23 protein-coding genes are annotated in these 24804 nt (G+C 67.4%); 12 read left to right on the top strand and 11 right to left on the bottom strand.

All coding sequences use genetic code 11. The annotated features are described in order from the left end of the window. Nucleotides 1-128 precede the first annotated feature (128 nt). Nucleotides 129-1406 (bottom strand): NAD(P)/FAD-dependent oxidoreductase, encoded by a 1278-nt coding sequence (locus tag VPH47_RS14000; RefSeq protein ID WP_368851059.1) that lies wholly within the window; start codon nucleotides 1404-1406, stop codon nucleotides 129-131. 161 nt (nucleotides 1407-1567) lie between these two features. On the opposite strand from VPH47_RS14000, the gene VPH47_RS13995 reads away from it, so the two are divergent. The 3 genes from VPH47_RS13995 (at nucleotide 1568) to VPH47_RS13985 (ending at nucleotide 4924) form a co-directional block, all read left to right on the top strand. After that, nucleotides 1568-2329, top strand: coding sequence for a gamma-glutamyl-gamma-aminobutyrate hydrolase family protein (locus tag VPH47_RS13995; protein ID WP_368851058.1), 762 nt, complete (start codon nucleotides 1568-1570; stop codon nucleotides 2327-2329). Continuing rightward, nucleotides 2326-3723, top strand: a complete 1398-nt coding sequence (locus VPH47_RS13990) for a glutamine synthetase family protein (RefSeq protein WP_099555094.1) — start codon at nucleotides 2326-2328, stop codon at nucleotides 3721-3723. The genes VPH47_RS13995 and VPH47_RS13990 overlap by 4 nt, the downstream gene beginning before the upstream one ends. A gap of 91 nt (nucleotides 3724-3814) precedes the next feature. Then, on the top strand, nucleotides 3815-4924 hold the full coding sequence (locus VPH47_RS13985) for a polyamine ABC transporter substrate-binding protein (protein ID WP_004151739.1): 1110 nt from the start codon (nucleotides 3815-3817) through the stop codon (nucleotides 4922-4924). Nucleotides 4925-4963: 39 nt separating this feature from the next. On the opposite strand, the gene VPH47_RS13980 is transcribed toward VPH47_RS13985, so the two are convergent. After that, the gene (locus tag VPH47_RS13980) at nucleotides 4964-6364 is read right to left on the bottom strand and encodes a flavin-containing monooxygenase (protein WP_368851057.1); all 1401 of its coding nucleotides are present in this window, start codon (nucleotides 6362-6364) and stop codon (nucleotides 4964-4966) included. 272 nt (nucleotides 6365-6636) lie between these two features. Between VPH47_RS13980 and VPH47_RS13975 the strand changes: the two genes are divergently transcribed. From VPH47_RS13975 to VPH47_RS13960, 4 genes are all read left to right on the top strand, one after another. Further along, nucleotides 6637-7773 (top strand): ABC transporter ATP-binding protein, encoded by a 1137-nt coding sequence (locus tag VPH47_RS13975; RefSeq protein ID WP_180837461.1) that lies wholly within the window; start codon nucleotides 6637-6639, stop codon nucleotides 7771-7773. Next, entirely contained in the window at nucleotides 7770-8702 is a 933-nt protein-coding gene (locus tag VPH47_RS13970; RefSeq protein WP_032130238.1) for an ABC transporter permease subunit, read from the top strand. The genes VPH47_RS13975 and VPH47_RS13970 overlap by 4 nt, the downstream gene beginning before the upstream one ends. Further along, nucleotides 8699-9541 carry an ABC transporter permease subunit gene (locus VPH47_RS13965; RefSeq protein ID WP_049446123.1) on the top strand — a complete coding sequence of 281 codons (843 nt, stop codon included), beginning with the start codon at nucleotides 8699-8701 and terminating at the stop codon, nucleotides 9539-9541. The genes VPH47_RS13970 and VPH47_RS13965 overlap by 4 nt, the downstream gene beginning before the upstream one ends. An 83-nt stretch (nucleotides 9542-9624) precedes the next feature. Next, nucleotides 9625-10989, top strand: a complete 1365-nt coding sequence (locus VPH47_RS13960) for an NAD-dependent succinate-semialdehyde dehydrogenase (protein ID WP_368851056.1) — start codon at nucleotides 9625-9627, stop codon at nucleotides 10987-10989. Between the two features lie 74 nt (nucleotides 10990-11063). Here VPH47_RS13960 and VPH47_RS13955 read toward each other — a convergent pair whose 3' ends face one another. From VPH47_RS13955 to VPH47_RS13925, 7 genes are all read right to left on the bottom strand, one after another. After that, nucleotides 11064-12086: a magnesium and cobalt transport protein CorA gene (locus VPH47_RS13955; RefSeq protein WP_110711762.1), complete on the bottom strand. Its 1023-nt coding sequence runs from the start codon at nucleotides 12084-12086 to the stop codon at nucleotides 11064-11066. Between the two features lie 6 nt (nucleotides 12087-12092). After that, on the bottom strand, nucleotides 12093-13361 hold the full coding sequence (locus VPH47_RS13950; RefSeq protein WP_368851055.1) for a DUF4105 domain-containing protein: 1269 nt from the start codon (nucleotides 13359-13361) through the stop codon (nucleotides 12093-12095). Then, nucleotides 13358-14239 carry an HlyC/CorC family transporter gene (locus VPH47_RS13945; protein ID WP_057495802.1) on the bottom strand — a complete coding sequence of 294 codons (882 nt, stop codon included), beginning with the start codon at nucleotides 14237-14239 and terminating at the stop codon, nucleotides 13358-13360. Before VPH47_RS13945 ends, VPH47_RS13950 begins: the two co-directional genes overlap by 4 nt. Before the next feature lie 64 nt (nucleotides 14240-14303). After that, nucleotides 14304-14861 (bottom strand): hypothetical protein, encoded by a 558-nt coding sequence (locus VPH47_RS13940; protein WP_368851054.1) that lies wholly within the window; start codon nucleotides 14859-14861, stop codon nucleotides 14304-14306. Between the two features lie 27 nt (nucleotides 14862-14888). Then, entirely contained in the window at nucleotides 14889-15479 is a 591-nt protein-coding gene (locus VPH47_RS13935) for a hypothetical protein (RefSeq protein WP_368851591.1), read from the bottom strand. Nucleotides 15480-15548: 69 nt separating this feature from the next. Further along, on the bottom strand, nucleotides 15549-16034 hold the full coding sequence (gene ybeY / locus VPH47_RS13930; protein ID WP_110711766.1) for an rRNA maturation RNase YbeY: 486 nt from the start codon (nucleotides 16032-16034) through the stop codon (nucleotides 15549-15551). Beyond that, a complete protein-coding gene (locus VPH47_RS13925; protein ID WP_005415936.1) occupies nucleotides 16031-17017 on the bottom strand; it encodes a PhoH family protein in 987 nt (328 codons plus the stop codon). The genes ybeY and VPH47_RS13925 overlap by 4 nt, the downstream gene beginning before the upstream one ends. Nucleotides 17018-17498: 481 nt before the next feature. Between VPH47_RS13925 and VPH47_RS13920 the strand changes: the two genes are divergently transcribed. The 3 genes from VPH47_RS13920 to VPH47_RS13910 all read left to right on the top strand — a co-directional run bounded on the left by VPH47_RS13920 (nucleotide 17499) and on the right by VPH47_RS13910 (nucleotide 20508). Beyond that, complete coding sequence (locus tag VPH47_RS13920) at nucleotides 17499-18455, top strand: HlyD family secretion protein (protein WP_110711768.1); 957 nt, start codon at nucleotides 17499-17501, stop codon at nucleotides 18453-18455. A 65-nt stretch (nucleotides 18456-18520) separates the two neighbouring features. Then, nucleotides 18521-19399, top strand: coding sequence for an ATP-binding cassette domain-containing protein (locus VPH47_RS13915; RefSeq protein WP_368851053.1), 879 nt, complete (start codon nucleotides 18521-18523; stop codon nucleotides 19397-19399). Beyond that, complete coding sequence (locus VPH47_RS13910; RefSeq protein ID WP_049399908.1) at nucleotides 19396-20508, top strand: ABC transporter permease; 1113 nt, start codon at nucleotides 19396-19398, stop codon at nucleotides 20506-20508. Before VPH47_RS13915 ends, VPH47_RS13910 begins: the two co-directional genes overlap by 4 nt. A 48-nt stretch (nucleotides 20509-20556) precedes the next feature. Here the strand turns inward: VPH47_RS13910 and miaB are convergent, their stop codons facing one another. Continuing rightward, on the bottom strand, nucleotides 20557-21975 hold the full coding sequence (miaB, locus tag VPH47_RS13905; RefSeq protein ID WP_049399909.1) for a tRNA (N6-isopentenyl adenosine(37)-C2)-methylthiotransferase MiaB: 1419 nt from the start codon (nucleotides 21973-21975) through the stop codon (nucleotides 20557-20559). 187 nt (nucleotides 21976-22162) lie between these two features. Further along, nucleotides 22163-22783, bottom strand: a complete 621-nt coding sequence (locus VPH47_RS13900) for a glutathione S-transferase family protein (RefSeq protein WP_197610450.1) — start codon at nucleotides 22781-22783, stop codon at nucleotides 22163-22165. A gap of 80 nt (nucleotides 22784-22863) precedes the next feature. Here VPH47_RS13900 and VPH47_RS13895 point away from each other — a divergent pair, with 80 nt between their 5' ends. Both VPH47_RS13895 and VPH47_RS13890 read left to right on the top strand, forming a co-directional pair. Then, nucleotides 22864-23832: a YafY family protein gene (locus tag VPH47_RS13895; RefSeq protein WP_164160582.1), complete on the top strand. Its 969-nt coding sequence runs from the start codon at nucleotides 22864-22866 to the stop codon at nucleotides 23830-23832. 46 nt (nucleotides 23833-23878) lie between these two features. Next, nucleotides 23879-24799, top strand: coding sequence for a lytic transglycosylase domain-containing protein (locus tag VPH47_RS13890; protein ID WP_180854901.1), 921 nt, complete (start codon nucleotides 23879-23881; stop codon nucleotides 24797-24799). Nucleotides 24800-24804 lie beyond the last annotated feature (5 nt).

Raw genomic sequence — 24804 nt, 5'->3', positions numbered from 1 at the left:
GACACGCGTTCGATTATGCAATCACTGCAGCGCAGCGCCGGGCAAGTGAGAAAATCATCACATGAATTCCCGTGGCGACGGGTTTCACAGTTTCCGAGGCAGCTGATTCAGGGTGATCCCTGATCAACTCACCACAACGCATCCCGCAGCTTGTACCACGACATCGCTGCCACCAGCAGCGGCATCCGCAGCAGCCGCCCACCAGGGAAGGGCGCGTGCCGCAGGCGCTGGAACACGTCCAGGCGCTCGCTCTGGCCGGCAATGGCAGCGGCGATTACCTCGCCGGCCAGCCCGGCGGCGGCCACGCCATGCCCCGAGAACCCTTGCGCGAAGTACAGATTGCCGTCCAGCCGGCCCCAATGCGGGGCGCGGTTGCGGGTGATGTCCACATAGCCGCCCCAGACCTGGTCCAGTGCCACGTCGGCCAACTGCGGGAACACCTCATGCATGCGCCGCTGCATCACCCCGCGCAGGCCCGGCGGTGGCAGCGCCGAATAACTGGCGCGGCCGCCGAACAGCAGGCGGTGGTCGTGGCTGAGGCGGAAATAGTCCAGTGCCCATGCGGTATCGGCCACGGCCATGTTGTTGCCGATCAGGGCACGGGCGCGCTCGGCACCCAGCGGCGCGCTGGCGCCGATATAGGTGCCGACCGGCATGATCCGCCGCTCCAGCTCGGGCAGCAGGCCCTGCAGCCACGCATTGCCGGCCACCACCAGGTGTGCGGCGCGTACGCTGCCCAGGGCGGTATGCAGGGCAGGCTGCGGTCCGCGCTGCACGCGGGTTACCGCCGAATTCTCGTGGATCACCACGCCGGCCGCGCGCGCTGCATCGGCCAACCCGCGCGCATAGGCCAGCGGCTGCAGGTGCGCGCTGAGCGGGTCGAACATCGCGGCGCGGTAGCGTGGGCTGTCCAGCTGCGCGCGCAGGGCATCGCGGTCCCACCACTGCATGGGGTAGTCGTAGTGGCGCTGCAGGTGCTCGCAGTTGGCCTGCAGGTCACGCTCATGGCGCTCGCGGATGGCGACGCTGGCGTGGCCTTCCACCCAATGGCAATCGATGCCGTGACGATCGATGCGGGTGCGCATCGCCCGCACCGCGTCGCGTGACCAGTCGAACAGGTGGCGCGCATCATCGCGTCCGAGCTGCCGTTCCAGCTCGTCCACCTCGCAGCCGTAGCCGACCAGCGCCTGTCCTCCATTGCGGCCGGACGCGCCCCAGCCGATCCGCTGCGCTTCCAGCAGCACCACGCGCTGGCCACGGGCGGCCAGTTCCAGCGCGGCGGTCAGGCCGGTATAGCCCGCGCCGAGCACCGCGACATCGGCCTGCACATTGCCCTGCAGCGAGGGGAGTGCGGGCGGCTCGGGCAGGCTGGCGGCGTACCAGCTGGGCGGGAAGGCGGCGCTCATCGCAGGCCTTGCGGGCGCAGTACGGACGGGCGGAGCGGGGGAGTGCGATCAGCGTTCACGCGCTTAGTTTCGCCGATGCGTGACGGCCATGGTGTGACGGCGACGACTTGCCGCGTTCGCCGGGCGACGGGTAACGTGTCGGCACGCCAAGGAGTTTTCCCATGCGCCGCCTGCCCTGGGTGGGCCTGCCCACCGACAGCACCGTGCTCGGCCATCACCGCTTTGCGGTGGCCGGCGAGAAGTACGTGCGCGCGCTGGCCGAGGCCGCCGGAGTGACCCCGGTGGTACTGCCGAGCCTGCAGCCGCCATTGCCGGCTGGCGACTGGCTGCAGGGGCTCGATGGCCTGCTGTTGACCGGCGCGGTCAGCAATATCGAACCGCAGCACTATGAGGGCGGCCGCAACTGGCCAGGCAATCCGCACGACCCGGCCCGGGATGCCAACGCCTTTGCGCTGCTGCGCGAAGCGCTGGCGTTGGACCTGCCGGTGCTGGCGATCTGCCGCGGCTTCCAGGAATTGAACGTCGCGCTGGGTGGCAGCCTGCATCCGCAGGTGCATGCGGTGCCTGGCCTGGCCGACCACCGCGAAGACCCGCAGGCGCCGGTGGAGGTGCAGTACGGGCCGGCCCACGCGGTCACCCTGGCCGCTGATGGCTGGTTGGCGCGGTGGAGCGGCAGTGACCGGACGCAGGTCAATTCGGTACACGGGCAGGGTATCGCCCGCCTGGCGCGGGGGCTGCAGGTCGAAGCCGTGGCCGACGATGGCCTGGTCGAGGCGGCACGCAGCCTGCACCATGATTTCGTGCTCGGCGTACAGTGGCACCCGGAGTGGCGTGTCATGGATTCGCCGTTCTATCACGCTATTTTCCGTGCGTTCGGCCAAGCTTGCCGGCAGCACCAACAGAACCGACTGGATTCCCGATGAGTTCCCGAACGCGCCCGCGCAAGACGGCTACGCCCCCCGCACCGCAGGAAAGCAGTCTGCTGCGTTGGCTGAAGGAGCGGCGTATCACCGAGGTCGAATGCCTGGTGCCGGACATCACCGGCAACGCGCGCGGCAAGATCATTCCTGCCGACAAGTTCTCGCACGACTACGGTACGCGGCTGCCCGAGGGCATTTTCGCCACCACCGTCACCGGCGAGTTCCCTGACGATTACTACGAGCTGACCTCGCCGTCGGACTCGGACATGATGCTGCGCCCCGATCCGGACACGGTGCGCATGGTGCCATGGGCGGCAGACGCCACCGCGCAGGTCATCCACGATTGCTACACCAAGAATGGCGAGCCCCACGAGCTGGCACCGCGCAACGTGCTGCGCCGCGTGCTTGCGGCCTACGCCGAGCTGGGCCTGCGCCCGGTGGTGGCGCCGGAGCTGGAGTTCTTCCTGGTGCAGAAGAACACCGACCCGGACTTCCCGCTGCTGCCACCGGCCGGCCGCTCCGGGCGCCCGGAAACCGCGCGGCAGTCGTACTCGATCGACGCGGTCAACGAATTCGACCCGATCCTCGACCTGATGTACGACTACGCCGATGCGATGAAGCTGGACGTGGACACGCTGATCCACGAATCCGGCGCGGCACAGCTGGAGGTCAACTTCACCCACGCCGATGCGATGGACCTGGCCGACCAGGTGTTCCTGTTCAAGCGCACCATGCGCGAGGCGGCGATGCGCCACGGGGTGTATGCCACGTTCCTGGCCAAACCGATGGAAAACGAGCCGGGTAGTGCCATGCACATCCACCAGAGCCTGGTGCGGGTGAGCGACGGCAGCAACGTGTTCGCCGGCGAGACCGATGCCGAAGGCGAGTTCAGCCCGGTGTTCGGCCACTACCTGGGCGGCCTGCAGAAATACGTGCCGCAGGCGATGGCCTTCTTCGCGCCGAACGTGAATTCCTATCGCCGGCTGGTGTTCGGCGAGGTCTCGCCGAGCAACGTGCACTGGGGCTATGACAACCGCACCTGCGGGCTGCGCGTGCCGCTGGACACGCCGGAAAACATGCGCGTGGAAAGCCGCTTCGCCGGTTCCGATGCCAACCCGTACCTGGCGATGGCCGCGACACTGGCCTGCGGCCTGCTCGGCATCCGTGAGCGGCTGGCACCGGATGCACCGGTGACCGGCAGTGCCAAGGAACTGGGCTACAACCTGCCGCGCTCGCTGGGCGAAGCGCTGGACGGCCTGGAGCAGTGCAGCGAGCTGCAGGCCCTGCTGGGTGAGCGCTTCTGCCGCGCCTACATCTCGGTCAAGCGCAAGGAATACGAGACCTTTTTCCGCGTCATCAGCTCGTGGGAGCGCGAGTTCCTGCTGCTGAACGTCTGAGCACCTGGAATAGAAAAATCCGCCGCCGGGGGGTAGGCTGGCACCCGTCGCCGGCCCCGCCGGCCCCCCTTTCCGCATTCTGGAGCACCCGATGAAGCTGCGTATCCTCACGCTCGGCCTGGCCTCCGCCATGCTTGCCGCCTGCAGCGGTGGCAACGGCGGCGCGCAGGACAGCCAGGTCCTGAACGTCTACAACTACAGCGATTACATCGCCGAGGACACCATCCCGACCTTCGAGAAGGAGAGCGGCATCAAGGTGACCTACGATGTGTTCGACAGCGACGAGATGGTCGAGACCAAGCTGCTGGCCGGCAACAGCGGCTATGACGTGGTGGTGCCGACCCTGAACTTCTTCGGCCGCCAGATCCAGGCCGGCGTGTTCCTGCCGCTGGACAAGAGCAAGATCCCGAACCTGGCCAATCTGGACCCGGCGGTGATGAAGCGCATCGCCACCCAGGATCCGGGCAACCAGTACGGCGTGCCGTACATGATCGGCACCACCGGCATCGGCTACAACGTGGAGATGCTGAAGCAGCGCTTCGGCGGCAGCACCGACATCGCCAACAGCTGGGACCTGGTGTTCAAGCCGGAGAACATCAGCAAGATGAAGGACTGCGGCGTCACCATCCTGGACACGCCGGCGGACATGATCCCGATCGCGCTGCATTACCTGGGCCTGGACCCGCACAGCGGCGACCCGGCCGAGCTGCAGAAGGCGGCCGACCTGCTGAAGTCGATCCGCCCGTACGTGCAGAACTTCCACTCCTCGCAGTACGTGGGTTCGCTGGCCAACGGCGGTACCTGCCTGGTAGTCGGCTGGTCGGGTGACATCATCCAGGCCCGCGACCGTGCCGAGGAAGCCAGCAATGGCGTGCACGTGGCCTATTCGATCCCGAAGGAAGGCGCCCCGCAGTGGTTCGACATGCTGGCGATCCCGAAGGATGCCAAGCATCCGGAAGCCGCGTACGCGTTCATCAACTACCTGCTGCAGCCGAAGGTTGCCGCGGCCAACACCAACTTCATCCACTACGCCAACCCGGTGCCGACCGCGACCCCGCTGGTGGATGAGGCGATCCGTACCGACCCGACCATCTACCCGCCGGCCGACGTGGCCGAGAAGATGTTCACGTACTCGATCAACACGCCGGAGACCGACAAGCTCTACACCCGGCTGTGGACCGAAGTGAAGACCGGCCGTTAAGCCGGTCTGGCGCCGCCGGGCCATGCCCGGCGGATTGCTTCATCCTTGGCCGGGCGCGGTACCGCCGCCCTGGCCAAGGTGCCGCAGGATCGCTGGCAACAGGTCGCGTGCATCGCGACCGCCGTTGCACAGGAACGATGAACTCATCCGCTGCAGGTTGTGCATGCCGATGAAGAACAGCCCCGGATGCGGTGAAACGCCGAACTCGCCGAGCGGATAGCCATGCGCGTCCAGCACGCCCTGCACATCGAGCCAGGGCCATTCGGCGACGAAGCCGGTGGCCAGCACCACCGAACGGATGCCTTCCGTCTGCAGATCCAGTTCACGCGGGGCGGCGTCCGGCTCCCAATGCAGATAGACCTCGTCGGGAATGTAGCGGGCATCGTCGGTGCGTGGTTCGGGGCGCGTGGCGTAGTACGCGCTGGCCAGCGAATCGAGATAGGCATATTCGGTCCGTGTCGCCTCGATCGCGGTGCGCAGCTGCGGGCGCACATCGGCGAAGCGGGCGACGTTTCCATCGAAGCCCTGCAACCGGCCCAGCAACCTGATGCCTGCGCGGTGCATCGCCAGCAGGCTGATCGAGCTGCCCAGGCCGGCACGCCCCTTGCCGGAAATCAGCGGGAACTCCGCGGTGCGGGCCTTGCGCAGCGCATCCGGTTCTCCGGCCAGGACGGCGGCCGCTTCACTCACATGCTGGTGGATACGCCCAGCCATGTCCCACCAGGTCATCGAGTCCTTGCCGCGCAGCCGGCGGGTATGCGAATGCCGCTGGGCCAGTGACCAGTACACGCTGCGACCGCTGTCGCGCAGGTCCTGGGCGATCTGCGCGCCGGACTGGCCGCCACCGATGATCAGCACGGCGCCATCGGGCAGCTGGCGGGGGCTGCGGTAGTCGCCGGAGTGCAGCGCCGTCAGACCCGGTGCGGGCGCGAAGGGGACCCGGGGCATCCGCGCGCGGCGGTACTCACCGGTCGCGACTACCACCGCGCGGGCGTGGATCTGCCCCTGGCTGCTGTCGATGGCATAGCCTCCGGGCCCAGGTGCGACCCGATGTACCCCGCATCCCTCGCTGATCGGCAACGAGCGTTCGTCGGCATAATCGCGCAGCCGCCGGATCACCTCCGGGGCCCCCATGAAGCCTTCCGGGTCGTCACCCGCATAGGCATGGCCGTGCAGGGCCATCGTCGCGTTGGCGGTGTTGGTCTGGAACGAATCCCAGCGCCGCTGCCAGCTGGCGCCCACGGTTTCGGCCTCCAGCACGCGATGCTCGACGCCGGCTTCCTGCAGGAGCGCGCTGAGGGACAGCCCGGCCTGGCCGGCGCCGATGATGACCAGCGGCAGCCTTGCAGGCAGGGAGCCCGGCAGGCGGGGCGGGAAAGGGGAGGGGCTGTCCGGGGAAGTCACCAGAATGGGTCCATGCAAGGGCTTGATCCGGGCCATTGCGCGGGGAATGCCCCGGGCCTTCAACAGATCCGGTTCTGAAAAACGTTGCAGATCGGGCCGTCGCCGGTGCTGTCTGGCCGGGACGGCGGCATGGAGGACCGGGCAGCCCTGGCCTTGGAGCGGACAGGCCACTCTGGCGGGGGAAAACCGACACCCTTCGGGGCCTCGAAGCCGGCCAGCGGCCGCTTCCGCCTGCCGCCGTCATATCCCCTGCGGCCCCCGGCCGTTAGAATGGCGGCCGCTGTCCACCGCCCGCTCCCGGAGCCCCCATGCCCGTTGAAGCCCAGCCGGTAGCCACCGTCGTCGACACGACCGGTGCGCCCGGCTATCTCTCCATTCGTGACCTGCGCAAGGAATTCGACGGTTTCGTCGCCGTTGACGACGTCAATCTGGACGTGCGCAAGGGCGAGATCTTTGCCCTGCTCGGTGGCTCCGGCAGTGGCAAATCGACCCTGCTTCGCTGCCTGGGTGGCTTCGAGACGCCCACCAAGGGCAGCATCACCCTCGATGGCCAGCGCCTGGACGCGCTGCCGCCGTACCAGCGGCCGGTCAACATGATGTTCCAGTCCTATGCCCTGTTCCCGCACATGACGGTCGAGCAGAACATTGCCTTCGGCCTGAAGCAGGATGGCCTGGGCAAGGACGCGATCAACAAGCGCGTCGGCGAAATGCTGGACCTGGTGCAGATGGGCCACCTCGGCAAGCGAAAGCCGCACCAGCTGTCCGGCGGCCAGCAGCAGCGCGTGGCGCTGGCGCGGTCGCTGGCCAAGGGGCCGAAGCTGCTGCTGTTGGACGAGCCGATGGGCGCGCTGGACAAGAAGCTCCGCTCGCAGATGCAGCTGGAACTGGTCAGCATCATCGAGTCGTCGGGCGTGACCTGCGTGATGGTCACCCACGACCAGGAAGAAGCGATGACCATGGCCACCCGCATCGCGGTGATGGATGCCGGCTGGATCCAGCAGGTCGGCAAGCCGGATGAGGTCTACGAGCAGCCGGCCAACCGCTTCGTCGCCGAGTTCATCGGTTCGGTCAACCTGTTCGACGGGGTGATCGACGAGGACCTGCCGGAGTACGTGACCGTACGCTCGCCGCTGTTCCCGGCGCCGATCTACATCGCCCATGGCATCACCGGCTATGAAGGGCAGCCGGTCGCGTTCGCGCTGCGCCCGGAGAAGGTGATGATCGGCAAGGACGAGCCGGAAGGGCACACCAACAAGGCACAGGGCGTGATCGAGGACATCGCCTACTTCGGCAGCCACTCGGTCTACCACGTGCGCCTGCCCAGCGGTGCCAAGGTACTGGCCAACTTCGCCAACTCGCAGCGCTGGGCCAGTGATGGCCTGACCTGGGGCGACGAGGTGTGGGTGCACTGGCGCGACAACGACGGCGTGGTGCTGACCTCATGAGCGTCGCCGGCCTGAAGCGCTGGCTGCCGGGGCTGCGTGCCACGGTGATCGGCATTCCGTACCTGTGGCTGCTGCTGTTCTTCGCAGTGCCGTTCCTGATCGTGCTGATGATCAGCTTCTCGCTCAGCCGGGTCGGCTCGCCGCCGTACACCTGGCTGCTGCAGTACGCCGATGGCGGCTTCTCGCTGAAGCTGAACCTGGAAAACTACCTGGCGCTGTTCCGCGATTCGATCTATGCGCAGGCGTTCCTGAGCTCGATCAAGATCGCGGCGATCTCGACCTTCCTGACCCTGCTGATCGGCTACCCGATGGCCTATGCCATCGCCCGCCTGTCGCCGGCCGCGCGCAACGTGGCGATGATGCTGGTGGTGCTGCCGTCGTGGACCTCGTTCCTGATCCGCGTGTATGCATGGAAGGCGATCCTGGACCGCAACGGCCTGCTCGACCAGTTCCTGCAGTTCACCGGCCTGCAGTCGCTGATGACCAGCATGGGCCTGCCCAAGCTGCAGCTGATCGATACCCCGACCGCCGCCTATATCGGCATCGTCTACTGCTATCTGCCGTTCATGGTGCTGCCGCTGTACGCCAACCTGGTCAAGCATGACCACCGCCTGCTGGAAGCCGCCTACGACCTTGGTGCCAAGCCGTGGCAGGCGTTCCTGCGCATCACCCTGCCGTTGTCCAAGGCGGGCATCATCGCCGGTTGCATGCTGGTGATGATTCCGGCCATTGGTGAATTCGTGATCCCGGAAATGCTGGGTGGCTCGGAGACGCTGATGGTGGGCCGCCAGCTGTGGAACGAGTTCTTCAACAACCGCAACTGGCCGGGCGCCTCGGCGATGGCGGTGGCGATGATCCTGTTGCTGCTGGTGCCGATCCTGCTGTTCAACCGTTCCCAGCAGCGCCTGCTGGAAGGGAAGCAGGCATGAGCCCGCGTACCGCCAAGGGCCTGGGGCTGGGCGTGCTGCTGCTCGGCTTCGCCTTCCTGTACCTGCCGATCCTGCTGTTGATGTTCTATTCGTTCAACAGCTCGCGGCTGGCAATGGTCTGGGCTGGGTTCTCCACCCGTGCCTACAGCGACCTGTTCGCCGACCGCGCGCTGATGGATGCGATGTGGACCAGCCTGGTGGTGGCGTTCTGGACTGCCTGCACGGCCACCGTGCTGGGCACGCTGGCGGCGATGGTCATGACCCGCTTCAAGCGCTTCCGCGGCAAGCCGCTGTTCGGCGCGCTGGTCACCGCGCCGCTGGTGATGCCGGATGTGATCCTGGGCTTCTCGTTGATGGCGCTGCTGGCCTCGATGGGCGCGATTCCCGGCTTCCCGGCGCGCGGCCTGACCACCATCTGGATCGCCCACGTCACCTTCACCCTGTGCTTCGTCACCGTGGTGGTGTCCTCGCGGCTGCAGGAAATGGACCTGTCGCTGGAAGAGGCGGCGATGGACCTGGGCGCAAGCCGGTTGACTGTGTTCGGTCGCATCACCCTGCCGATCATCGCACCGGCGCTGGTGGCGGGCTGGCTGCTGGCGTTCACCCTGTCGCTGGATGACGTGGTGGTGGCCAGCTTCGTGGCCACGCCGGGCTCGACCACGCTGCCGATGAAGGTGTTCGCCTCGGTGCGCATGGGCATCAGCCCGAAGATCAATGCGCTGGCCACGCTGCTGGTGTCGGCGGTCTCGATCGCCGCGGTGATCGGCTGGTACATCAACGCCCGCGCCGAGAAACGGCGCCAGCGCGACCTGCAGCTGGCGCGGCAGGAAAACGGCTGAGCACACGGTCCGTCGACAGTGCCGGCAACATCCGGCTCACGGGCAACCGCGCACAATGGGGATCTTCCAGATGGAGATCCCCCATGACCGTCGAGATCGTCGACCCGGCCACTGGCCTGGTGACCTACCGCCATGAACTGATGGGTGCTGCCGACATCGAGCAGCGCCTGCAGGCTGCTGCCGATGCCTTCCCCGGCTGGGCTGATCACTCGTTGCAGGATCGCGGTGCCATCCTGCGCCGGATCGCCGCGCAACTACGCACGCGCCGTGACGATCTGCAGCAGGCGATGACCCATGAGATGGGCAAGCTCAAGGCCGAAGCGCTGGCCGAGGTCGACAAGTGCGCGGCCGCCTGCGAGTACTACGCCGACCATGCTGCCGACTACCTGAAGCCGCAGCTGATCGATACCGAAGCACAGCGCAGCTATGTGCGCTACGAGCCGATCGGCTGTGTGTTCGCGGTGATGCCGTGGAATTTCCCGATCTGGCAGGTGTTCCGTTTCCTCGCGCCGGCGTTCATGGCAGGCAACGTGGCCCTGCTCAAGCACGCCAGCAACGTGCCGCAGTGCGCCGACCTGATCCTGGCGGTGTGCCGTGACGGTGGCCTGCCCGACGGCGTGTTCGATGTGTTGCACATCGACAACGAGCAGGCCGCCGAGGTGCTGCGCGACACACGGGTGAAGGCGGTGACACTGACCGGCAGCGAGCGGGCAGGGCGCTCGATCGCTTCCAATGCCGGCGGCCAGCTGAAGAAATCGGTGATGGAGCTGGGCGGCAGCGATGCCTTCGTGGTGCTCGACGATGCCGACCTCGACAAGACCGTGGCGGCGGCGGTGAAGTCGCGCTTCGACAACAGCGGGCAGACCTGCATCGCGGCCAAGCGCTTCATCGTGGTCGATGCGGTGGCCGATGACTTCACCCGGCGCTTCGTTGAAGCCGCGGGTGAGCGTCAGTACGGCGATCCCAATGAACGTGGCACCACGCTGGCGCCGATGGCGCGCGCGGACCTGCGCGACGAACTGCACAAGCAGGTGCAGGCCAGCGTGGCCAAGGGCGCGCGGGTACTGCTGGGTGGTGAGCCGATTGCGGGTACACATGCCGGCTATCCGGCCACCGTGCTCGATCAGGTCGGCCCGGGCATGCCGGCCTACGACGAGGAGCTGTTCGGGCCGGTGGCTGCGGTGATCCGTGTCGCTGACGAGGCCGAGGCACTGCGCGTGGCCAATGACACCCGCTTCGGCCTGGGCGGCAGCGTGTGGACGCGCGATCCGGTGCGCGGCGAACGTTTCGCCCAGCGCATGGAATGCGGTGCCGCGTTCGTCAACGCCATCGTCAAGAGCGACGCGCGGCTGCCGTTCGGTGGCAGCAAGCAGTCCGGCTTCGGTCGGGAGCTGGCCGACCACGGCATCCATGAGTTCATGAACATCAAGACCGTCTACGTGGCTTGATTCCGAACGGTAGTGCCGGCCGCTGGCCGGCATTGCCTGGTTGCCGGCCAGCGGCCGGCACTACCCAAAGCGGGCTACAACCACTTCGCGCGCTTGAACAACCGGTACAACCCCACGCATACACCGCCTACACCGATGATCATCATCGGGTACGACCACGGTTCGCTCAGCTCGGGCATGTGGCTGAAGTTCATGCCGTACCAGCTGGTGATCAGCGTCGGCGCCGCCAGCAGTGCGGCCCATGCACCCAGGCGCTTGACCGTCTCGCCCTGCGCCAGCGTCACCAGCGACAGGTTCACGCTCAGTGCGGTGCCCAGCATCTCGCGCAGGGTGTCGATCACATCGCTGATGCGTACCGCATGGTCGTGCACATCGCGCACGTAGAGCTTCACTTCATCGGGAATCAGGTCGCCCTGGTAGCGGCGCAGCTGCGCCAGCACATCCTGCAGCGGCGCCACCGCCATCCGCATCTTGTTCAGTTCGCGCTTGAGCTCGTACAGCCGCACCACCGTGCTGCGCTTGTAGTTGTCGGCGAAGATGTCCTTTTCCAGCAGGTCCAGGGTGTCGCGGAAGCGGTGCACGATGGGCAGGTAGTTGTCGACCACGAAGTCGGTCACCGCGTACAGGCAGTACGACGGGCCCATCTTCAGCAGCTGCGGCTCGCGCTCCACCCGTGCACGTACCGGCGCGTAGGACAGCGACGCGCCGTGGCGCACCGTCACCAGGAAGCGCGGGCCGAGGAAGGCGTGGGTTTCGCCGTACTGGATGCGTTCGTCGACCATCTGTGCGGTGGTTACCACCACGAACAGCGAATTGCCGTAGGTCTCGACCTTGGGACGCTGGTGCGCGTTGCGCGCGTCCTCGATGGCCAGGTCGTGCAGGCAGAATTCTTCCTGCAGTTTCAGCAGCACATCGTCGTTGGGGTCGTACAGACCGACCCAGACGAAGCCGTTGCCACTGGCAATGACATCGCTGATGGCATCCAGGCTGATGTCGTGGCGTTTGCCCTCGTCATCGTAGTGGACGCAGTTGATGACGCAGGCGGGGTTGGCCGAGGCAGGGGCGGAAGCGGAGGCGGGCAGTGACATGCCCGCCATCGTGCGTCAGTGCCGTGTTTCGGACAAGTGAGGAGCGCGCCCCAGCACCCACGCCAGCGCGACGTGGACGGGCAGCAGCAGCACGATCCACTGCACGTTGTACTGTGCCTGCAGGCTCAGCCAGTGCAGCACCAGCGCGGCCACCGCCTGTACCGCCAGCAGCCACAGCACGATCCTGAACATGCGGCCTGGCACGCGCCGGCGCAGCAGGCTGATCGCACCCGGCAGCAGCAGCACGGCCAACGGCGAAAGCAGCAGCAGGTTGCGGTTGGCCCAGGCGGCGTAGTGGGTGCTGAAGCCCCACAGGAACACCAGCAGGCTGCCGGCGATGGCACACAGCAGCCAGAACGGCAGGGCCAGCCCGGCCAGCAGGCGCGGGCGGCTGCGCAGCGCCAGTACGCCGGCGGCCACGATCAGCCCGAGCAGCAGCCACGGCCACCAACGGCGTGCGAACTCCTTCGGCTCCGGATCGATGCGGTGCGGCAGCAGCTCCTGTTCGGACTGCACCAGCGGCCGGCCATCGCTGTTGCGTGCCTGGCGCAGTGCGTCGGCCAGGCGCATCGGCACGAAGGCTTCCTGCCAGCGCGACAGCGGCTGGTCGGCGAACGGGCCGAGGCCGACGTCGAAGCCGAGCCACATCCACGGTGCCGGCGAGGCCAGCCGCACCGATTCACTGCGGTAGGTATTGCCGCGCGAGCGCCCCGACAGCTGCGACTGCAGGCCGCCGCCCAGTGCCTTGTCCACCGTGTCGCGCACCATCGTGGCGCAGTTGGCGGTGTAGTAATCGTAGTGGTAGCGCGCGTTCTCCGGCTTGGCCCGCTCGGCCAGGTCGGCGGCCAGTGCGCGCGCCTGGTCGGGGCGCAGGTCCAGCCACTGCACGCTGGCGCCACGGCCGGTCTCGTCGTAGTACGACAGGTCCTGCTGCAGCGGCAGCGCCACCAGGTAATACATCATGTCGCCGCGCACGAAGCGGCTGATGAAATCATCCTCGGACGGATCGAAGTAGCCGAAGTTGTACGAGGTCGCTTCGCCGCTGACCGGATCGATCACGACGATGGCGTCGTGGCCGAAACGCTCGAAGAACACCGTGCCCGGCTGCATGGTCACCACCCCGATGCGCGGGGCGGGGACCTCGGCGCTGGCGGCAGGCGCAGCAGGCGTGGGTGTGGCTGCCACCGGCTGCGCGAAGGCAGCCAGCGGCAGGACCGAGGCCAGCACGCACAGTGCCAGCCACAGCGTCAGGCGCAGTGCCAGGAGGGGGCCACCGCGCTTCAAGCGTCGTCCTGCGCGTCCGGCGGCAGCACGGTCACGTGGAAGGCCTGGACCCGGCGCGCATCGGCGCGGGCCACGCGGAACATGAAGCGGTCCAGCGCCAGCTCGTCACCGACTTCCGGCAGGTGGCCCACGGCCTCGGTGACCAGGCCACCGATGGTGTCGTAGTCCTCGTCGGAGAAGGTGGCACCGAAGCGTTCGTTGAAGTCGCCGATCGGGGTCAGCGCGTCGACCACGTACTGGCCGTCGGACTGGATGGCGATCTGCGCGGACGGATCCTCGGCCTCGTCATGCTCGTCGTCGATCTCGCCGACGATCTGTTCCAGCACGTCCTCGATGGTGACCAGGCCGGCGACGCCGCCGTACTCGTCGACCACGATGGCCATGTGGTTGCGTGACAGGCGGAATTCCTTGAGAAGCACGTTGAGCTTCTTCGCCTCCGGGATCAGCACCGCCGGGCGCAGCAGTTCGCGCACGTTGGCCGGGCCGTTGTCGGCGACCACGCCGCGCAGCAGGTCCTTGGCCAGCAGGATGCCAAGGATGTCGTCCTTGTTCTCGCCGTGCACCGGGAAGCGCGAATGGCCGGATTCGACCACCTGCTTCATCAGTTCCAGGAAGGGCGCTTCGACCGGCAGCGAGACCATCTGCGAGCGTGAGATCATCACGTCGCCCACGGTCAACTCGGCCACCGAAATGGCGCCTTCCATCATCTTCAGGGTATCGGCGGCGATCAGACCCTCTTCCTGCGCGGTGTGCAGGACAGCGACCAGCTCGTCGCGGGTGTGGGGTTCGCCGGAGAAGGCGGAGGTCAGGCGTTCAAGCCAGCCGCGCTTCTTTTCACTGGGCTCCGCAGGGGAGCTACTACTGTCGTCTTCTGACATCTCTGGAAAAAAGGCACCCGGCAGGCCGGGCGTTGGCCCAAGTCTAGCAGGATGTGACGGCCTGTCAGTGACTGCCGCTGGCCGTGGCGGGAGGGGCCGGAGGGGCCTCTTCCTCGGGCAGGTCCAGGCTGTAGGTGCAGCCGGCCAGGGTCTTGCCGGGGTGGGAGGCCACGGTGGAGACGCTGAGGATGATCGACTCGATCTGGGCCTCGCCGGTCTTCGGGTCGGTCACATCGCGGCTGACCAGCTCGCGCCCGGCCATGAACTTGCCGTCCTGGTCGTAGCCGGTCTCCAGTTCCAGCCGTTTGGCCAGAGGCCGAGGATCGGCCTGGTCGAGGACTGCCATGATGCTGGCACCGGCCACCGCCACCCGCTCGCTGACCGTGCCGAATACGGTGATCGGCTGGGCCAGGCGGTACTCGCTCATGAACTGGTTGCCCTGCGGCAACGGTTGCAGGCCCTGGGCCACGGCCTTCAACGGGTCGGCCAGCAGTGGGGCGAGCGCAGCGTACTCGGCCACGCCCTGGCGGCATTCGATCAGCGCGGGCAGATCAAGACGGGAGGCGAAGGCCTGCGGGGCGGCAAGGACACACAGCAGGGGCAGGCAGCAGCGCAGCGACACGGGCGGACTCCGCAGGCGGGCCGGACATCATAACGGCGACGGGCGCGGGATCTCTGCTTTGCTGCCGCGGCGGTTGCGGGTCAGCAGGGCGCGCACTGCCATCACCGGCAGGGTAAGAAGCACTGCCTTCATCGCGGTGTGCAGCACGGTGATCAGCCCGAGCGCCACCGACTGCAGCAGGCCCTCGTGTTCGAGCCAGGGCGCCAGTGCCGGCTCGGCGGCCTTTGCCAGCGGCATGTACATCGCGCAGAGGGCGTACAACAGCCAGAGCGAGGCAGTTGACGCATGGAAGAACGGCAAGGTGGCTGCCGAGCGCCGCAGACGCTGCTGGACCGCCACCCGCCAGGCCACCGGCGCGGTGAACGCGCCGATGAACATCAGTAACAGTGCGCTCGTCACCAGGCCCATCGTGGTGCTGGTGCCGTGCCGATGCTGCAGCAGGTGCGGCCCGATCATGCTGATCGCCAGGCTGGCAATGACGCACGCCGGTGACAGCAGCGCCAGCGTGCGCAGCAGCCAGTGCTGCCCGCTGGGGTCGCCCGCGCTGACGCGGCGCACCAGGCGCGCGCCGAGGATCAACACCGCTGCAAGCCCGAGGCCGCCGATCAGCAACGACACCCCACCGTTCCCGAACATCATCCCTGTTCTCCCGAAATCCGTTGGGCGAGCATAGCCTCCGGAACAGCGTCAGCGCTCTCCGGCGTACGGGTCGGCGATGCCGAGCTCGGCCAGGATCTCGCGCTCGAGCTGTTCCATGGCCTCCGCTTCCTTGTCGTCCTCGTGGTCCCAGCCGAGCAGGTGCAGCACGCCGTGCACGGTCAGGTGCGCGTAGTGAGCGTTGAGCGCCTTGCCCTGTTCGTCGGCCTCCCGCGCCACGACCGGTGCACAGATCACCAGGTCGCCCAGCAGCGGGAACTTCACGCCCTTGGGCAGGCCTTCCGGCACTTCGGCCGGGAAGCTGAGCACGTTGGTGGCGTAGTCCTTGCCGCGGTAATGGCGGTTCAGCGACTGCCCTTCCTTGCTATCGACCACGCGGATGGCCAGGTCGGCCTCGCGGATGCGGCCCTTCAGTGCGGCGGCCACCCACTTGCGGAAGCTGACTGCCGCCGGCAGGCCGGTACGCGGCAGGGCATAACTGACGGCGACGTCCAGTCGCACGGGACCACGGGTCATGGAGTTGCTCCAGGTTGGATCTGATGCAGGTCGCGGCGGTCGTACGCGCTCACGATACGCGCCACCAGCGGGTGGCGGACCACGTCGCGGGACTCGAAGAAGGTGAAGCTGACGCCCTCGACCTCGCGCAGCACATCGATGGCATCGCGCAGGCCGGACTTCACATGCTTGGGCAGGTCGGTCTGGGTCAGGTCGCCGGTGACCACTGCGGTGGAGCCGTAGCCCAGGCGGGTCAGGAACATCTTCATCTGTTCGATGGTGGTGTTCTGTGCTTCGTCCAGGATCACGAAGGCATCGTTGAGCGTGCGGCCGCGCATGTAGGCCAGCGGCGCGATCTCGATGACGTTCTTCTCCAGCAGCTTGACCACCTTCTCCACGCCCATCATTTCGTACAGGGCGTCGTACAACGGTCGCAGGTAGGGGTCGACCTTCTGGCTCAGGTCACCGGGCAGGAAGCCGAGCTTCTCGCCGGCCTCCACCGCCGGGCGCACCAGGATCAGGCGCTGCACCCGTGATTCATTCAGGGCTTCGACCGCGCTGGCCACGGCCAGGAAAGTCTTGCCGGTGCCGGCCGGGCCGATACCGAAGTTGATGTCGTGGGTGGCGATCTGGTGCAGGTAGCGGCCCTGGTTGGCGCCGCGACCGCGCACCGTGCCGCGCTTGACCTTGATTGCCACGTCCTGCGCTTCGTAGGAGCGCTCGGCGATCTGCTCGACATTGGCCTGCGCCAGGCGCAGGTGGATGGCGTGGTTGTCGAAGGTCGTTTCGCCGGCTTCGGCGTACAGCGCTTCAACCAGCTTCTGCGCCTCGACGATGGCTTCGTTGGGCCCGCTGATGCGGAACACGAAGCCACGGTTGGCGATCTCCACGCCGAGCTTCAGCTCGATCTGGCGCAGGTGCCCGTCGAAGGGGCCGCACAGGTTGGCCAGTCGCTCGTTGTCTTCCGGCGACAGGGTGAAGTCTCGATGATCGATGCTTTTCATTGCTTGGGGTGGGGCGGATGCCTTCCACCGCAGTGTATTCAGGGAGGACAAGGGTAGCGCGCGTGCGGGGCACACGGCCAGCAGACGGTCGATACAGCGTTTTCCACACCCCGTGTGGACGGGGCACGCGGAAACCTGTGGATAGATCTTCGCAGTGCTTGTGCCACAAGGCCCATGAGGTCCTGGTGAAAAAAGCGTCATGGTCGCCCGTCGCTACGGCGGCACTGCCACGGGGGCCTGCACGGGGGCGTTCATCGTGATGGCAGTGCAGGTTTCGTTGCCGGGCGAGCAACAAAGCCACGTCCTGCCGGATTTCCACAGCAGTTGTGGAATGATGCCGAATCAACCTGTGGATAGGTGGTGCGGAGCCTTGCAGCCAAAGGCTTGCCCATACGCGGTGAAAAAAACGCCAGGGCTGATCGGAATCATTGAGGGTGCACGGGGCACATGGCACCGTGTCGCCGTCGCAGGAGGGGATGGCATGGGCATCGGCAACGGGATGCGTGGAATCGGACTGGCGGGCATCGGCCTGCTGGCGGGGTGTGGGCAGTCAACGCCGACTGCGCTGGGCACGCTGGAATGGGACCGGATCACCGTGCCGGCGCCGGCAGCCGAAGTGATTGCAGCGGTGGAGGTGCGGGAGGGCCAGCAGGTCAAGGCCGGTGCCGTGCTGATGCAGCTGGACCCGGCGCGGGGAGACGCGCAGTTCGCCGCAGCAGAGGCTGACACGGCCCGTGCGCAGGCGCAGCTGGAAGAGCTGAAGATCGGCCCACGCCAGGAGCAGATCGCCCAGGCCCAGGCGCAACTGGCCGCGTTGCGCGCACAGGCTGCCGAAGCAAGTGCCTACTACCGACGCGTGCAGCCCCTGGCGCGCCAACGCCTGATCGCCGCCGCCGAGCTGGACCGCGCACGCGCCGCCGCCGGCAATGCCGAGGCCAGCGTACGTGCCGCCGAGCAGGCCTGGCTGGAACTGGTGCACGGCAGCCGCGCGCAGGATATCGCCCAGGGCCAGGCGGCCGCCGACGCCGCACGGGCACAGCAGGTGGTACAGGGCGTGAACCTGCAGAAGCTGCAGTTGCGCGCACCGCGCGATGGGGTGGTCGATGCATTGCCCTACCGGCAGGGTGACCAGGCACCGATCGGTGCGCCGCTGGCAGTGATGCTGGTCGGCGAGCGCCCCTATGCGCGTGTCTACCTGCCGCAACCGCTGCGTCTGCAGGTCAAGGTCGGGCAGGCCGCGCAGATACAGCTGGAAGGCGGCAACACCGTGCTGAAGGGGCATGTACGTGCGATCCGTAGCGAACCATCGTTCACGCCGTACTACGCACTGACCGGCGATGACGTCGAACGGCTGAGTTATCTGGCCGAGATCGAAGTGGATGTGGCCGCCGACATGCAGAAGCTTCCGGCCGGGCTGCCGGTGCAGGTGCGCTTCTGAACACCGGCGAGGACATCGCGGTCCACGCACGCGGGCTGACGCGCCGCTTCGGTGATCTTCTGGCCGTGGACAACGTCGACCTGACCGTGCCGCGCGGACAGGTATACGGGTTTCTGGGCCCGAACGGGTCCGGCAAGTCGACCACCATCCGCATGCTGTGCGGCCTGCTGGAACCCAGCGCAGGGCAGATCGAGGTGCTGGGCCTGGCCGTGCCCGAGCAGGCAGAGGCATTGCGCCGACGCATCGGCTACATGACCCAGCGCTTCTCGTTGTATGAAGATCTGTCGGTGCGCGAGAACCTGGAGTTCCTCGCTGCCATCCAGGACCTGCCGCGCTTGCAGGCCCGGCAGCGGGTCGACACGCTGCTGCAGCAGTACCGGCTGCAGGACCGCCAACCACAACTGGCCGGCACGCTCAGTGGTGGGCAGAAGCAACGCCTGGCCCTGGCCGGTGCCGTGGTGCATTCGCCTGAACTGCTGTTCCTGGACGAGCCGACCAGTGCGGTCGACCCCGAATCGCGCCGCGATTTCTGGGAGGCCCTGTTCGAACTGGCTGATGCCGGCACCACGGTGCTGGTATCGACCCACTACATGGACGAGGCCGAGCGCTGCCACCGGCTGGCGATTCTCGATCGTGGCGCACTGGTGGCCGACGGCACGCCGGACGAACTGTGTGCACAGCTGCAAGGCCGCACGTTGCAGGTCACGTCAGTGCAACCGCGTCAGGCCAGCCGCGCGCTGGCCGCATTGCCTGGCGTGCTGAGCGTGGCGCAGATCGGCACTCAGCTGCGCTTGCTGTGCAGTGAGGAGATGGCAGATGTTGCCGAGCTGCGCCGTGCACTGGCCGGTGCCGATCCGCAGGCCAGCATTGAGGCGGTGGCACCGAACCTGGAAGACGTGTTCGTGGCGGCCACCCGCGGCCGTGGCCGGGAGCCGGCAGCATGAACCTGCGCCGCCTGTGGGCGATCATGCTCAAGGAGCTGCGGCAGCTGCGCCGCGACCGCATCACGCTGGCGATGATCGTTGGCATTCCGGTGATGCAGCTGCTGCTGTTCGGCTACGCGATCAATCTCAACCTGCGCCATCTCAACGCCGGTGTCGCCGACCAGGCCAACAGCGCGGCGTCACGCGCGCTGGTGCAGGACATGGTTGCCACCGGCGTGATCACGCCGCGCAGCGAAGCCTATACGCCCGATCAGCTGATGCAGGCGCTGCGCCGAGGCGAAATCAGTGTCGGCATCGTGGTGCCGGCGGACTTCGAGCGGCGCCGTTTCGATGGCCGTGAGGCAGTGCAGGTACTCGTCGATGGCAGCGACACCGTTGTACAGAGCGCAGCGATCCAGCTGGCACAGGTGCCGCTGGATACGCGCCCGACCAGCAACACGCGGCCGCTGCGCGAAGGCAGCATCGCTGGTGGTCCGATCAGCGTGACCAGCTTCTACAACCCGCAGCGGCGTTCGGCGGTGAACATCGTGCCGGGCCTGATCGGGGTGATCCTGACCATGACCCTGGTGATGTTCACGGCCGTAGCTGTGGTGCGCGAACGTGAGCGCGGCAACATGGAACTGCTGATCGCCACACCGGTGTCGCGCAGCGAACTGATGGTCGGCAAGGTGCTGCCCTATGCGGCCATCGGTCTGCTGCAGACCACGCTGGTATTGGTGCTGGGCACCTGGCTGTTCCAGGTGCCGATCCGCGGCAGCCTGCTGGACATCTATCTGGCCGCGGTGCTGCTGGTGCTGGCCAACCTGGCGCTGGGCCTGCTGATCTCCACTCGCGCGCGCTCGCAGTTCCAGGCGATGCAGATGACGCTGTTCCTGTTCCTGCCGTCGATCCTGCTGTCGGGCTTCATGTTCCCGTTCGCCGGCATGCCGCGGCCGGTGCAGTGGCTGGCCGAAGTGTTGCCGCTGACCCACTTCCTGCGCCTGGTGCGCGGCATCATGCTGCGCGGCGCCTCGCTGTGGGAGCTGTGGCACGATGCGCTGGCGCTGCTGGCCTTCATCGTGGTGATGATGACCCTGGCCATCCTGCGTTTCCGCAAGCGCCTGGATTGAGGCCAACAGGCCGGGGTCGGATCCCCGCAGGGGCTCCGACCCCGGGATTTACTCCGCCACCACCCGCGCGCGCAGCGAATTGGTCAGCGCTTCGGTGATCACCACGTCCACGAACTGGCCGATCAACCGCGCCGGCGCCGGGAAGTTCACCGAACGCATGTTTTCGGTCTTGCCGGTCAGTTCGTTCGGGTTCTTCCGCGAAGGACCCTCCACCAGCACCGTCTGCACGGTACCGACCATCTTCTCGGAGATGCCGGCGGCGTGTGCATTGATGCGCTCCTGCAGGCGCGACAGACGCGCGTGCTTCTCGGCATCGCTGATCGTGTCCTCCAGGTCCGCAGCCGGCGTACCCGGGCGACGCGAATAGATGAAGGAGAAGCTGTGGTCGAAGCCGATGTCCTCGATCAGCTTCATGGTCTTCTCGAAATCGGCATCGGTCTCGCCGGGGAAGCCAACGATGAAGTCCGAGCTGATCGAGATGTCCGGGCGCACCGCGCGCAGCTTGCGGATCTTCGACTTGAATTCCAGTGCGGTGTAGCCACGCTTCATCGCCGACAGCACGCGGTCGCTGCCGGCCTGCACCGGCAGGTGCAGGAAGTTGGCCAGCTGCGGCACGTCGCGGAACGCATCGATCAGCGAATCGCTGAACTCCAGCGGGTGCGAGGTGGTGAAGCGGATGCGGCCGACGCCGTCGATCTCGGCGATGGTGCGGATCAGCAGGCCGAGGTCGGCGAACTCGCCGTCGCCATACGGGCCACGATAGGCGTTGACGTTCTGGCCGAGCAGGTTGATCTCACGCACGCCCTGTGCAGCCAGCTGCGCCACCTCCACCACCACGTCCTCGAACGGGCGGCTGACTTCGGTGCCGCGGGTGTAGGGCACCACGCAGAACGAGCAGTACTTGGAACAGCCTTCCATGATCGACACGAACGCCGACGCACCTTCGGCGCGTGGCTCGGGCAGGCGGTCGAACTTCTCGATCTCGGGGAAGCTGATGTCCACCTGCGGGCGCTTCTGCTCGCGCCGTGCACGGATCAGTTCCGGCAGGCGGTGCAGGGTCTGCGGGCCGAACACCAGGTCGACGAACGGCGCGCGCTTGATGATTGCCTCGCCTTCCTGCGAAGCGACGCAGCCGCCCACGCCGATGATGACCTCGCGGCCCTTGTTCTTCAGGCCCTTCCACACGCCCAGCTGGCTGAACACCTTCTCCTGCGCCTTCTCGCGGATGGAGCAGGTATTGACCAGGATGACGTCGGCGTCGTCCGGGCTGTCGGTCAGTTCCAGGCCATCGCTGGCGGCAAGCACGTCGGCCATCTTGGCCGAGTCGTACTCGTTCATCTGGCAACCGTGGGTCTTGATGTACAGCTTGCCCTTGACCTGGTCGGGCTTGCGCGGACCAGCGGGCAGGGCAACGAGCGGGGTACCGCCCGGCGTGGCGGGCGGAAAGACGTCTGGCGTCCCGGTCATGGCGCTTAATCCATTCGGGTGGCGGGAAAGCGGGCAATTCTACCCGCATCCTGCGCCACCCGCCGCGCCTGCGTAGAGTCGGGCCCACGCTCGGCTGCTCCTCCATCACCTGCGTGGCAGCCTGGCAGGGCCTGGCTCTGCTGAAACCCAAGCCGAGCGTGGGCTCGGCTCTACAAGGGGGTGCTGCTTACGCCGCTACCAGCTCCGCATCGATCTGCCGTGAACGCTCGAACGCGGTCATCGCGCCGATCCGGGCGACGTAGTCCTTGGTGGCCGGGGCCAGCTGCAGCAGGCCGAAATCACTGGTCCAGAACAGCGCATTGCCCCACAGCACGTCGGCGGCGCTCATCGTCTCGCCGAGCAGGTACGGCCCCTGCGCCAGCTGGGCCTCGACCACCTGCAGCACAGTCTCCGCGTCGTTGTAGGGCGACATCAGGCGCGGCGGCGGCTCGCGATGCATCGCCTTGTCGATCATCGCCGGCTCGAAACAGGCGCCGTAGAAGGCCATCCAGCGCAGGTAGGGGCCGCGCAGGGCGTCGCCGATCGGCGGGGCCAGCCCGGCTTCCGGGTACAGGTCGGCCAGGTACAGGTAGATCGCCACCTGTTCGGTCACCAGTGCGCCGTTGTGGACGATGGCCGGCACCTTGCCCATCGGGTTGATGGCCAGGTAGGCCGGGGCCAGGTTGGCGCCGGCCTTCAGGTCCAGCACCTGCATGTGGTAGTCGGCACCCAGCGCTTCGAGCAGGGCCACGGCGCCGCTCGAGCGCGAACGGGCGGCGTGGTACAGGGTGATCTGGCGTGAGGTCATGGCATTGCTCCTTGCGGTGGGTGGTGAACTGGCGTCCATCCTGGGGCACTATTGCGGACGACTTCTGTCCTCGATCCTTCATGCGCCATACCGCCCACCGACTACTGCGTCTGATCGCCCTGCTGCAGGCCCGTCGGCAGTGGTCGGGGGCCGATCTGGCCGACCGCATGGGCGTGGACCGGCGCAGCATCCGCCGTGACATCGAGCGGCTGCGTGAGCTGGGTTACCCCGTGCAGGCCTCGGCCGGGGTCGGCGGTGGCTATCAGCTCGGCGCCGGCGCACCGGTGCTGCCGATGCTCCTTGACGAGGAGGAGGCGACCACCCTGGCCATCGCCCTGCGCGCCGCCTCGGCCACCGTCGCTGGCATCGACGACACCGCGCGGGGCCTGCTGTCCAAGCTCGACCCGCTGGTGCCGACCCGTCGCCGCCAGCAGGCCGGCGAGGTGCACGCCGCTACCGCCACCCTGTCCGAGCTGCCGGCCACCGATGCGCGCCTGCTCGGACGGCTGGCCCAGCATTGCCGGCAGGCTTCGCGCTTGGCTTTCGAGTACCGCAGCGCGCAGGACGCGGTCACCCAACGCGAGGTCGAGGCCCAGCACCTGGTCAACTACGGCCGGCGCTGGTACCTGCTGGCCTGGGATCTGGGCCGGCAGGACTGGCGTACCCTGCGCGTGGACCGGATGGGAACGGTGCGGGTATGTGCCGAGCCGGGCATGCACCGGCGCACCCCGGCGCCACCGGACGTGATGGTGCGGCAGGCGGTCAGCCAGGCCCCGTTCGCGCTGCAGGCGATCCTCCGCCTGGCCGGCAGCTACGCGGAGCTGGAAGGACGCATCCCGCCCTGGTGCGGCGTGCTGGAAGCCGATGGCGCGGACCATTGCCTGCTGCGGATGGGGGCCGAAAGCCGCGGCATGATGCTGGCGCAGATCCTGAGCCTGGACCGGCTGCCGGTGGCGCTGTGGACCACGCCGCCCGGCCTGCGTGACGAACTGGCCCAACGCCTGGCAGGGTTGGGCCAGCTGCTGGCTGTGCCGCCGGTCACAGCCTGAGCCGCATCGCTTGGCAAGTTCCGGCGAAGCTGGGACACTCGCCGCCATGAAGGGGATACTGGGGACAACGGCGATCATCATCGCTGCGCTGGCCGCTGCGCCGGCCAGCGCCGGAACCCTGTACAAGTGCCAGGGCCCTGACGGCGTCACCAGTTATGTGAGCAAGCGGGTGGCCGGTGCGCGCTGCAGCACCATCAGCTACAGCCGTGACACCCGTCCGGCGCCGCGCCCGGTAGTGGCCGCGCCCAGGCCGGCGCCGACCACGGTGGCCAGCATCGAACGCAATCCGGTGGCCGTTGCCGCCGGTGCCGCAGCGCCGGCAACGGTCGCGCCTGCGTCCGTACCCGCATCCGCACCCGCGCAGCCGGTCGCGTCGCGCGCCGGTCGCATGGTCAGCGGCCAGGTCTATTCCTTCATGAAGGACGGCGTGCGCCACTACACCAGTGCGCGCCCGACCCAGGTGGCCAACCTCGGTCCGGTACGGACCATCCGCTACAGTTTCATGGAGCGTTGCTACGCCTGCGGCGTCAATCCGCGCGTGGACTTCGGCACGGTGCGCCTGAACACCACGGCTTTCCAGGGCGAGATCAGCTCGGCCGCGCGCGAGTTCGGCGTGGAAGAGGCCGTGGTGCGCGCGATCATCCACGCCGAGTCGGCCTACAACCCGACCGCGCTCAGCCGCGCGGGTGCGCAGGGCCTGATGCAGCTGATGCCGCCAACCGCTGCCCGCTTCGGGGTCAGTGACTCCTACGACGCCGGGCAGAACATCCGTGGCGGCGTGCAGTATCTTGCATGGCTGCTGAAACGCTTCAATGGCGACCTGACCCTGGCGGCGGCGGGCTACAACGCCGGCGAAGGTGCGGTCGATCGCCACGGCGGCGTGCCGCCCTACAGCGAGACGCAGTACTACGTGCGCCGGGTCGGGCAGCTGGCGGAGCGTTACCGCACCGCATTGACGCACCAGTAGTGCCG

The sequence above is a fragment of the Stenotrophomonas sp. WED208 genome (assembly GCF_040984485.1).
Classification (GTDB): domain Bacteria; phylum Pseudomonadota; class Gammaproteobacteria; order Xanthomonadales; family Xanthomonadaceae; genus Stenotrophomonas; species Stenotrophomonas riyadhensis.
The sequence above is the reverse complement of the archived record's forward strand: the minus strand, read 5'-3'. Positions and strand labels throughout refer to the sequence as shown.

Bases quoted from the DNA above. Each gene is read 5' to 3' on its own strand.
- VPH47_RS14000 (WP_368851059.1), bottom strand. From the start codon at position 1,406: ATGAGCGCCGCCTTCCCGCCCAGCTGGTACGCCGCCAGCCTGCCCGAG.
- VPH47_RS13995 (WP_368851058.1), top strand. From the start codon at position 1,568: ATGCGCCGCCTGCCCTGGGTGGGCCTGCCCACCGACAGCACCGTGCTC.
- VPH47_RS13990 (WP_099555094.1), top strand. From the start codon at position 2,326: ATGAGTTCCCGAACGCGCCCGCGCAAGACGGCTACGCCCCCCGCACCG.
- VPH47_RS13985 (WP_004151739.1), top strand. From the start codon at position 3,815: ATGAAGCTGCGTATCCTCACGCTCGGCCTGGCCTCCGCCATGCTTGCC.
- VPH47_RS13980 (WP_368851057.1), bottom strand. From the start codon at position 6,364: ATGGCCCGGATCAAGCCCTTGCATGGACCCATTCTGGTGACTTCCCCG.
- VPH47_RS13975 (WP_180837461.1), top strand. From the start codon at position 6,637: ATGCCCGTTGAAGCCCAGCCGGTAGCCACCGTCGTCGACACGACCGGT.
- VPH47_RS13970 (WP_032130238.1), top strand. From the start codon at position 7,770: ATGAGCGTCGCCGGCCTGAAGCGCTGGCTGCCGGGGCTGCGTGCCACG.
- VPH47_RS13965 (WP_049446123.1), top strand. From the start codon at position 8,699: ATGAGCCCGCGTACCGCCAAGGGCCTGGGGCTGGGCGTGCTGCTGCTC.
- VPH47_RS13960 (WP_368851056.1), top strand. From the start codon at position 9,625: ATGACCGTCGAGATCGTCGACCCGGCCACTGGCCTGGTGACCTACCGC.
- VPH47_RS13955 (WP_110711762.1), bottom strand. From the start codon at position 12,086: ATGGCGGGCATGTCACTGCCCGCCTCCGCTTCCGCCCCTGCCTCGGCC.
- VPH47_RS13945 (WP_057495802.1), bottom strand. From the start codon at position 14,239: ATGTCAGAAGACGACAGTAGTAGCTCCCCTGCGGAGCCCAGTGAAAAG.
- ybeY (WP_110711766.1), bottom strand. From the start codon at position 16,034: ATGACCCGTGGTCCCGTGCGACTGGACGTCGCCGTCAGTTATGCCCTG.
- VPH47_RS13925 (WP_005415936.1), bottom strand. From the start codon at position 17,017: ATGAAAAGCATCGATCATCGAGACTTCACCCTGTCGCCGGAAGACAAC.
- VPH47_RS13920 (WP_110711768.1), top strand. From the start codon at position 17,499: ATGGGCATCGGCAACGGGATGCGTGGAATCGGACTGGCGGGCATCGGC.
- VPH47_RS13910 (WP_049399908.1), top strand. From the start codon at position 19,396: ATGAACCTGCGCCGCCTGTGGGCGATCATGCTCAAGGAGCTGCGGCAG.
- miaB (WP_049399909.1), bottom strand. From the start codon at position 21,975: ATGACCGGGACGCCAGACGTCTTTCCGCCCGCCACGCCGGGCGGTACC.
- VPH47_RS13900 (WP_197610450.1), bottom strand. From the start codon at position 22,783: ATGACCTCACGCCAGATCACCCTGTACCACGCCGCCCGTTCGCGCTCG.
- VPH47_RS13895 (WP_164160582.1), top strand. From the start codon at position 22,864: ATGCGCCATACCGCCCACCGACTACTGCGTCTGATCGCCCTGCTGCAG.
- VPH47_RS13890 (WP_180854901.1), top strand. From the start codon at position 23,879: ATGAAGGGGATACTGGGGACAACGGCGATCATCATCGCTGCGCTGGCC.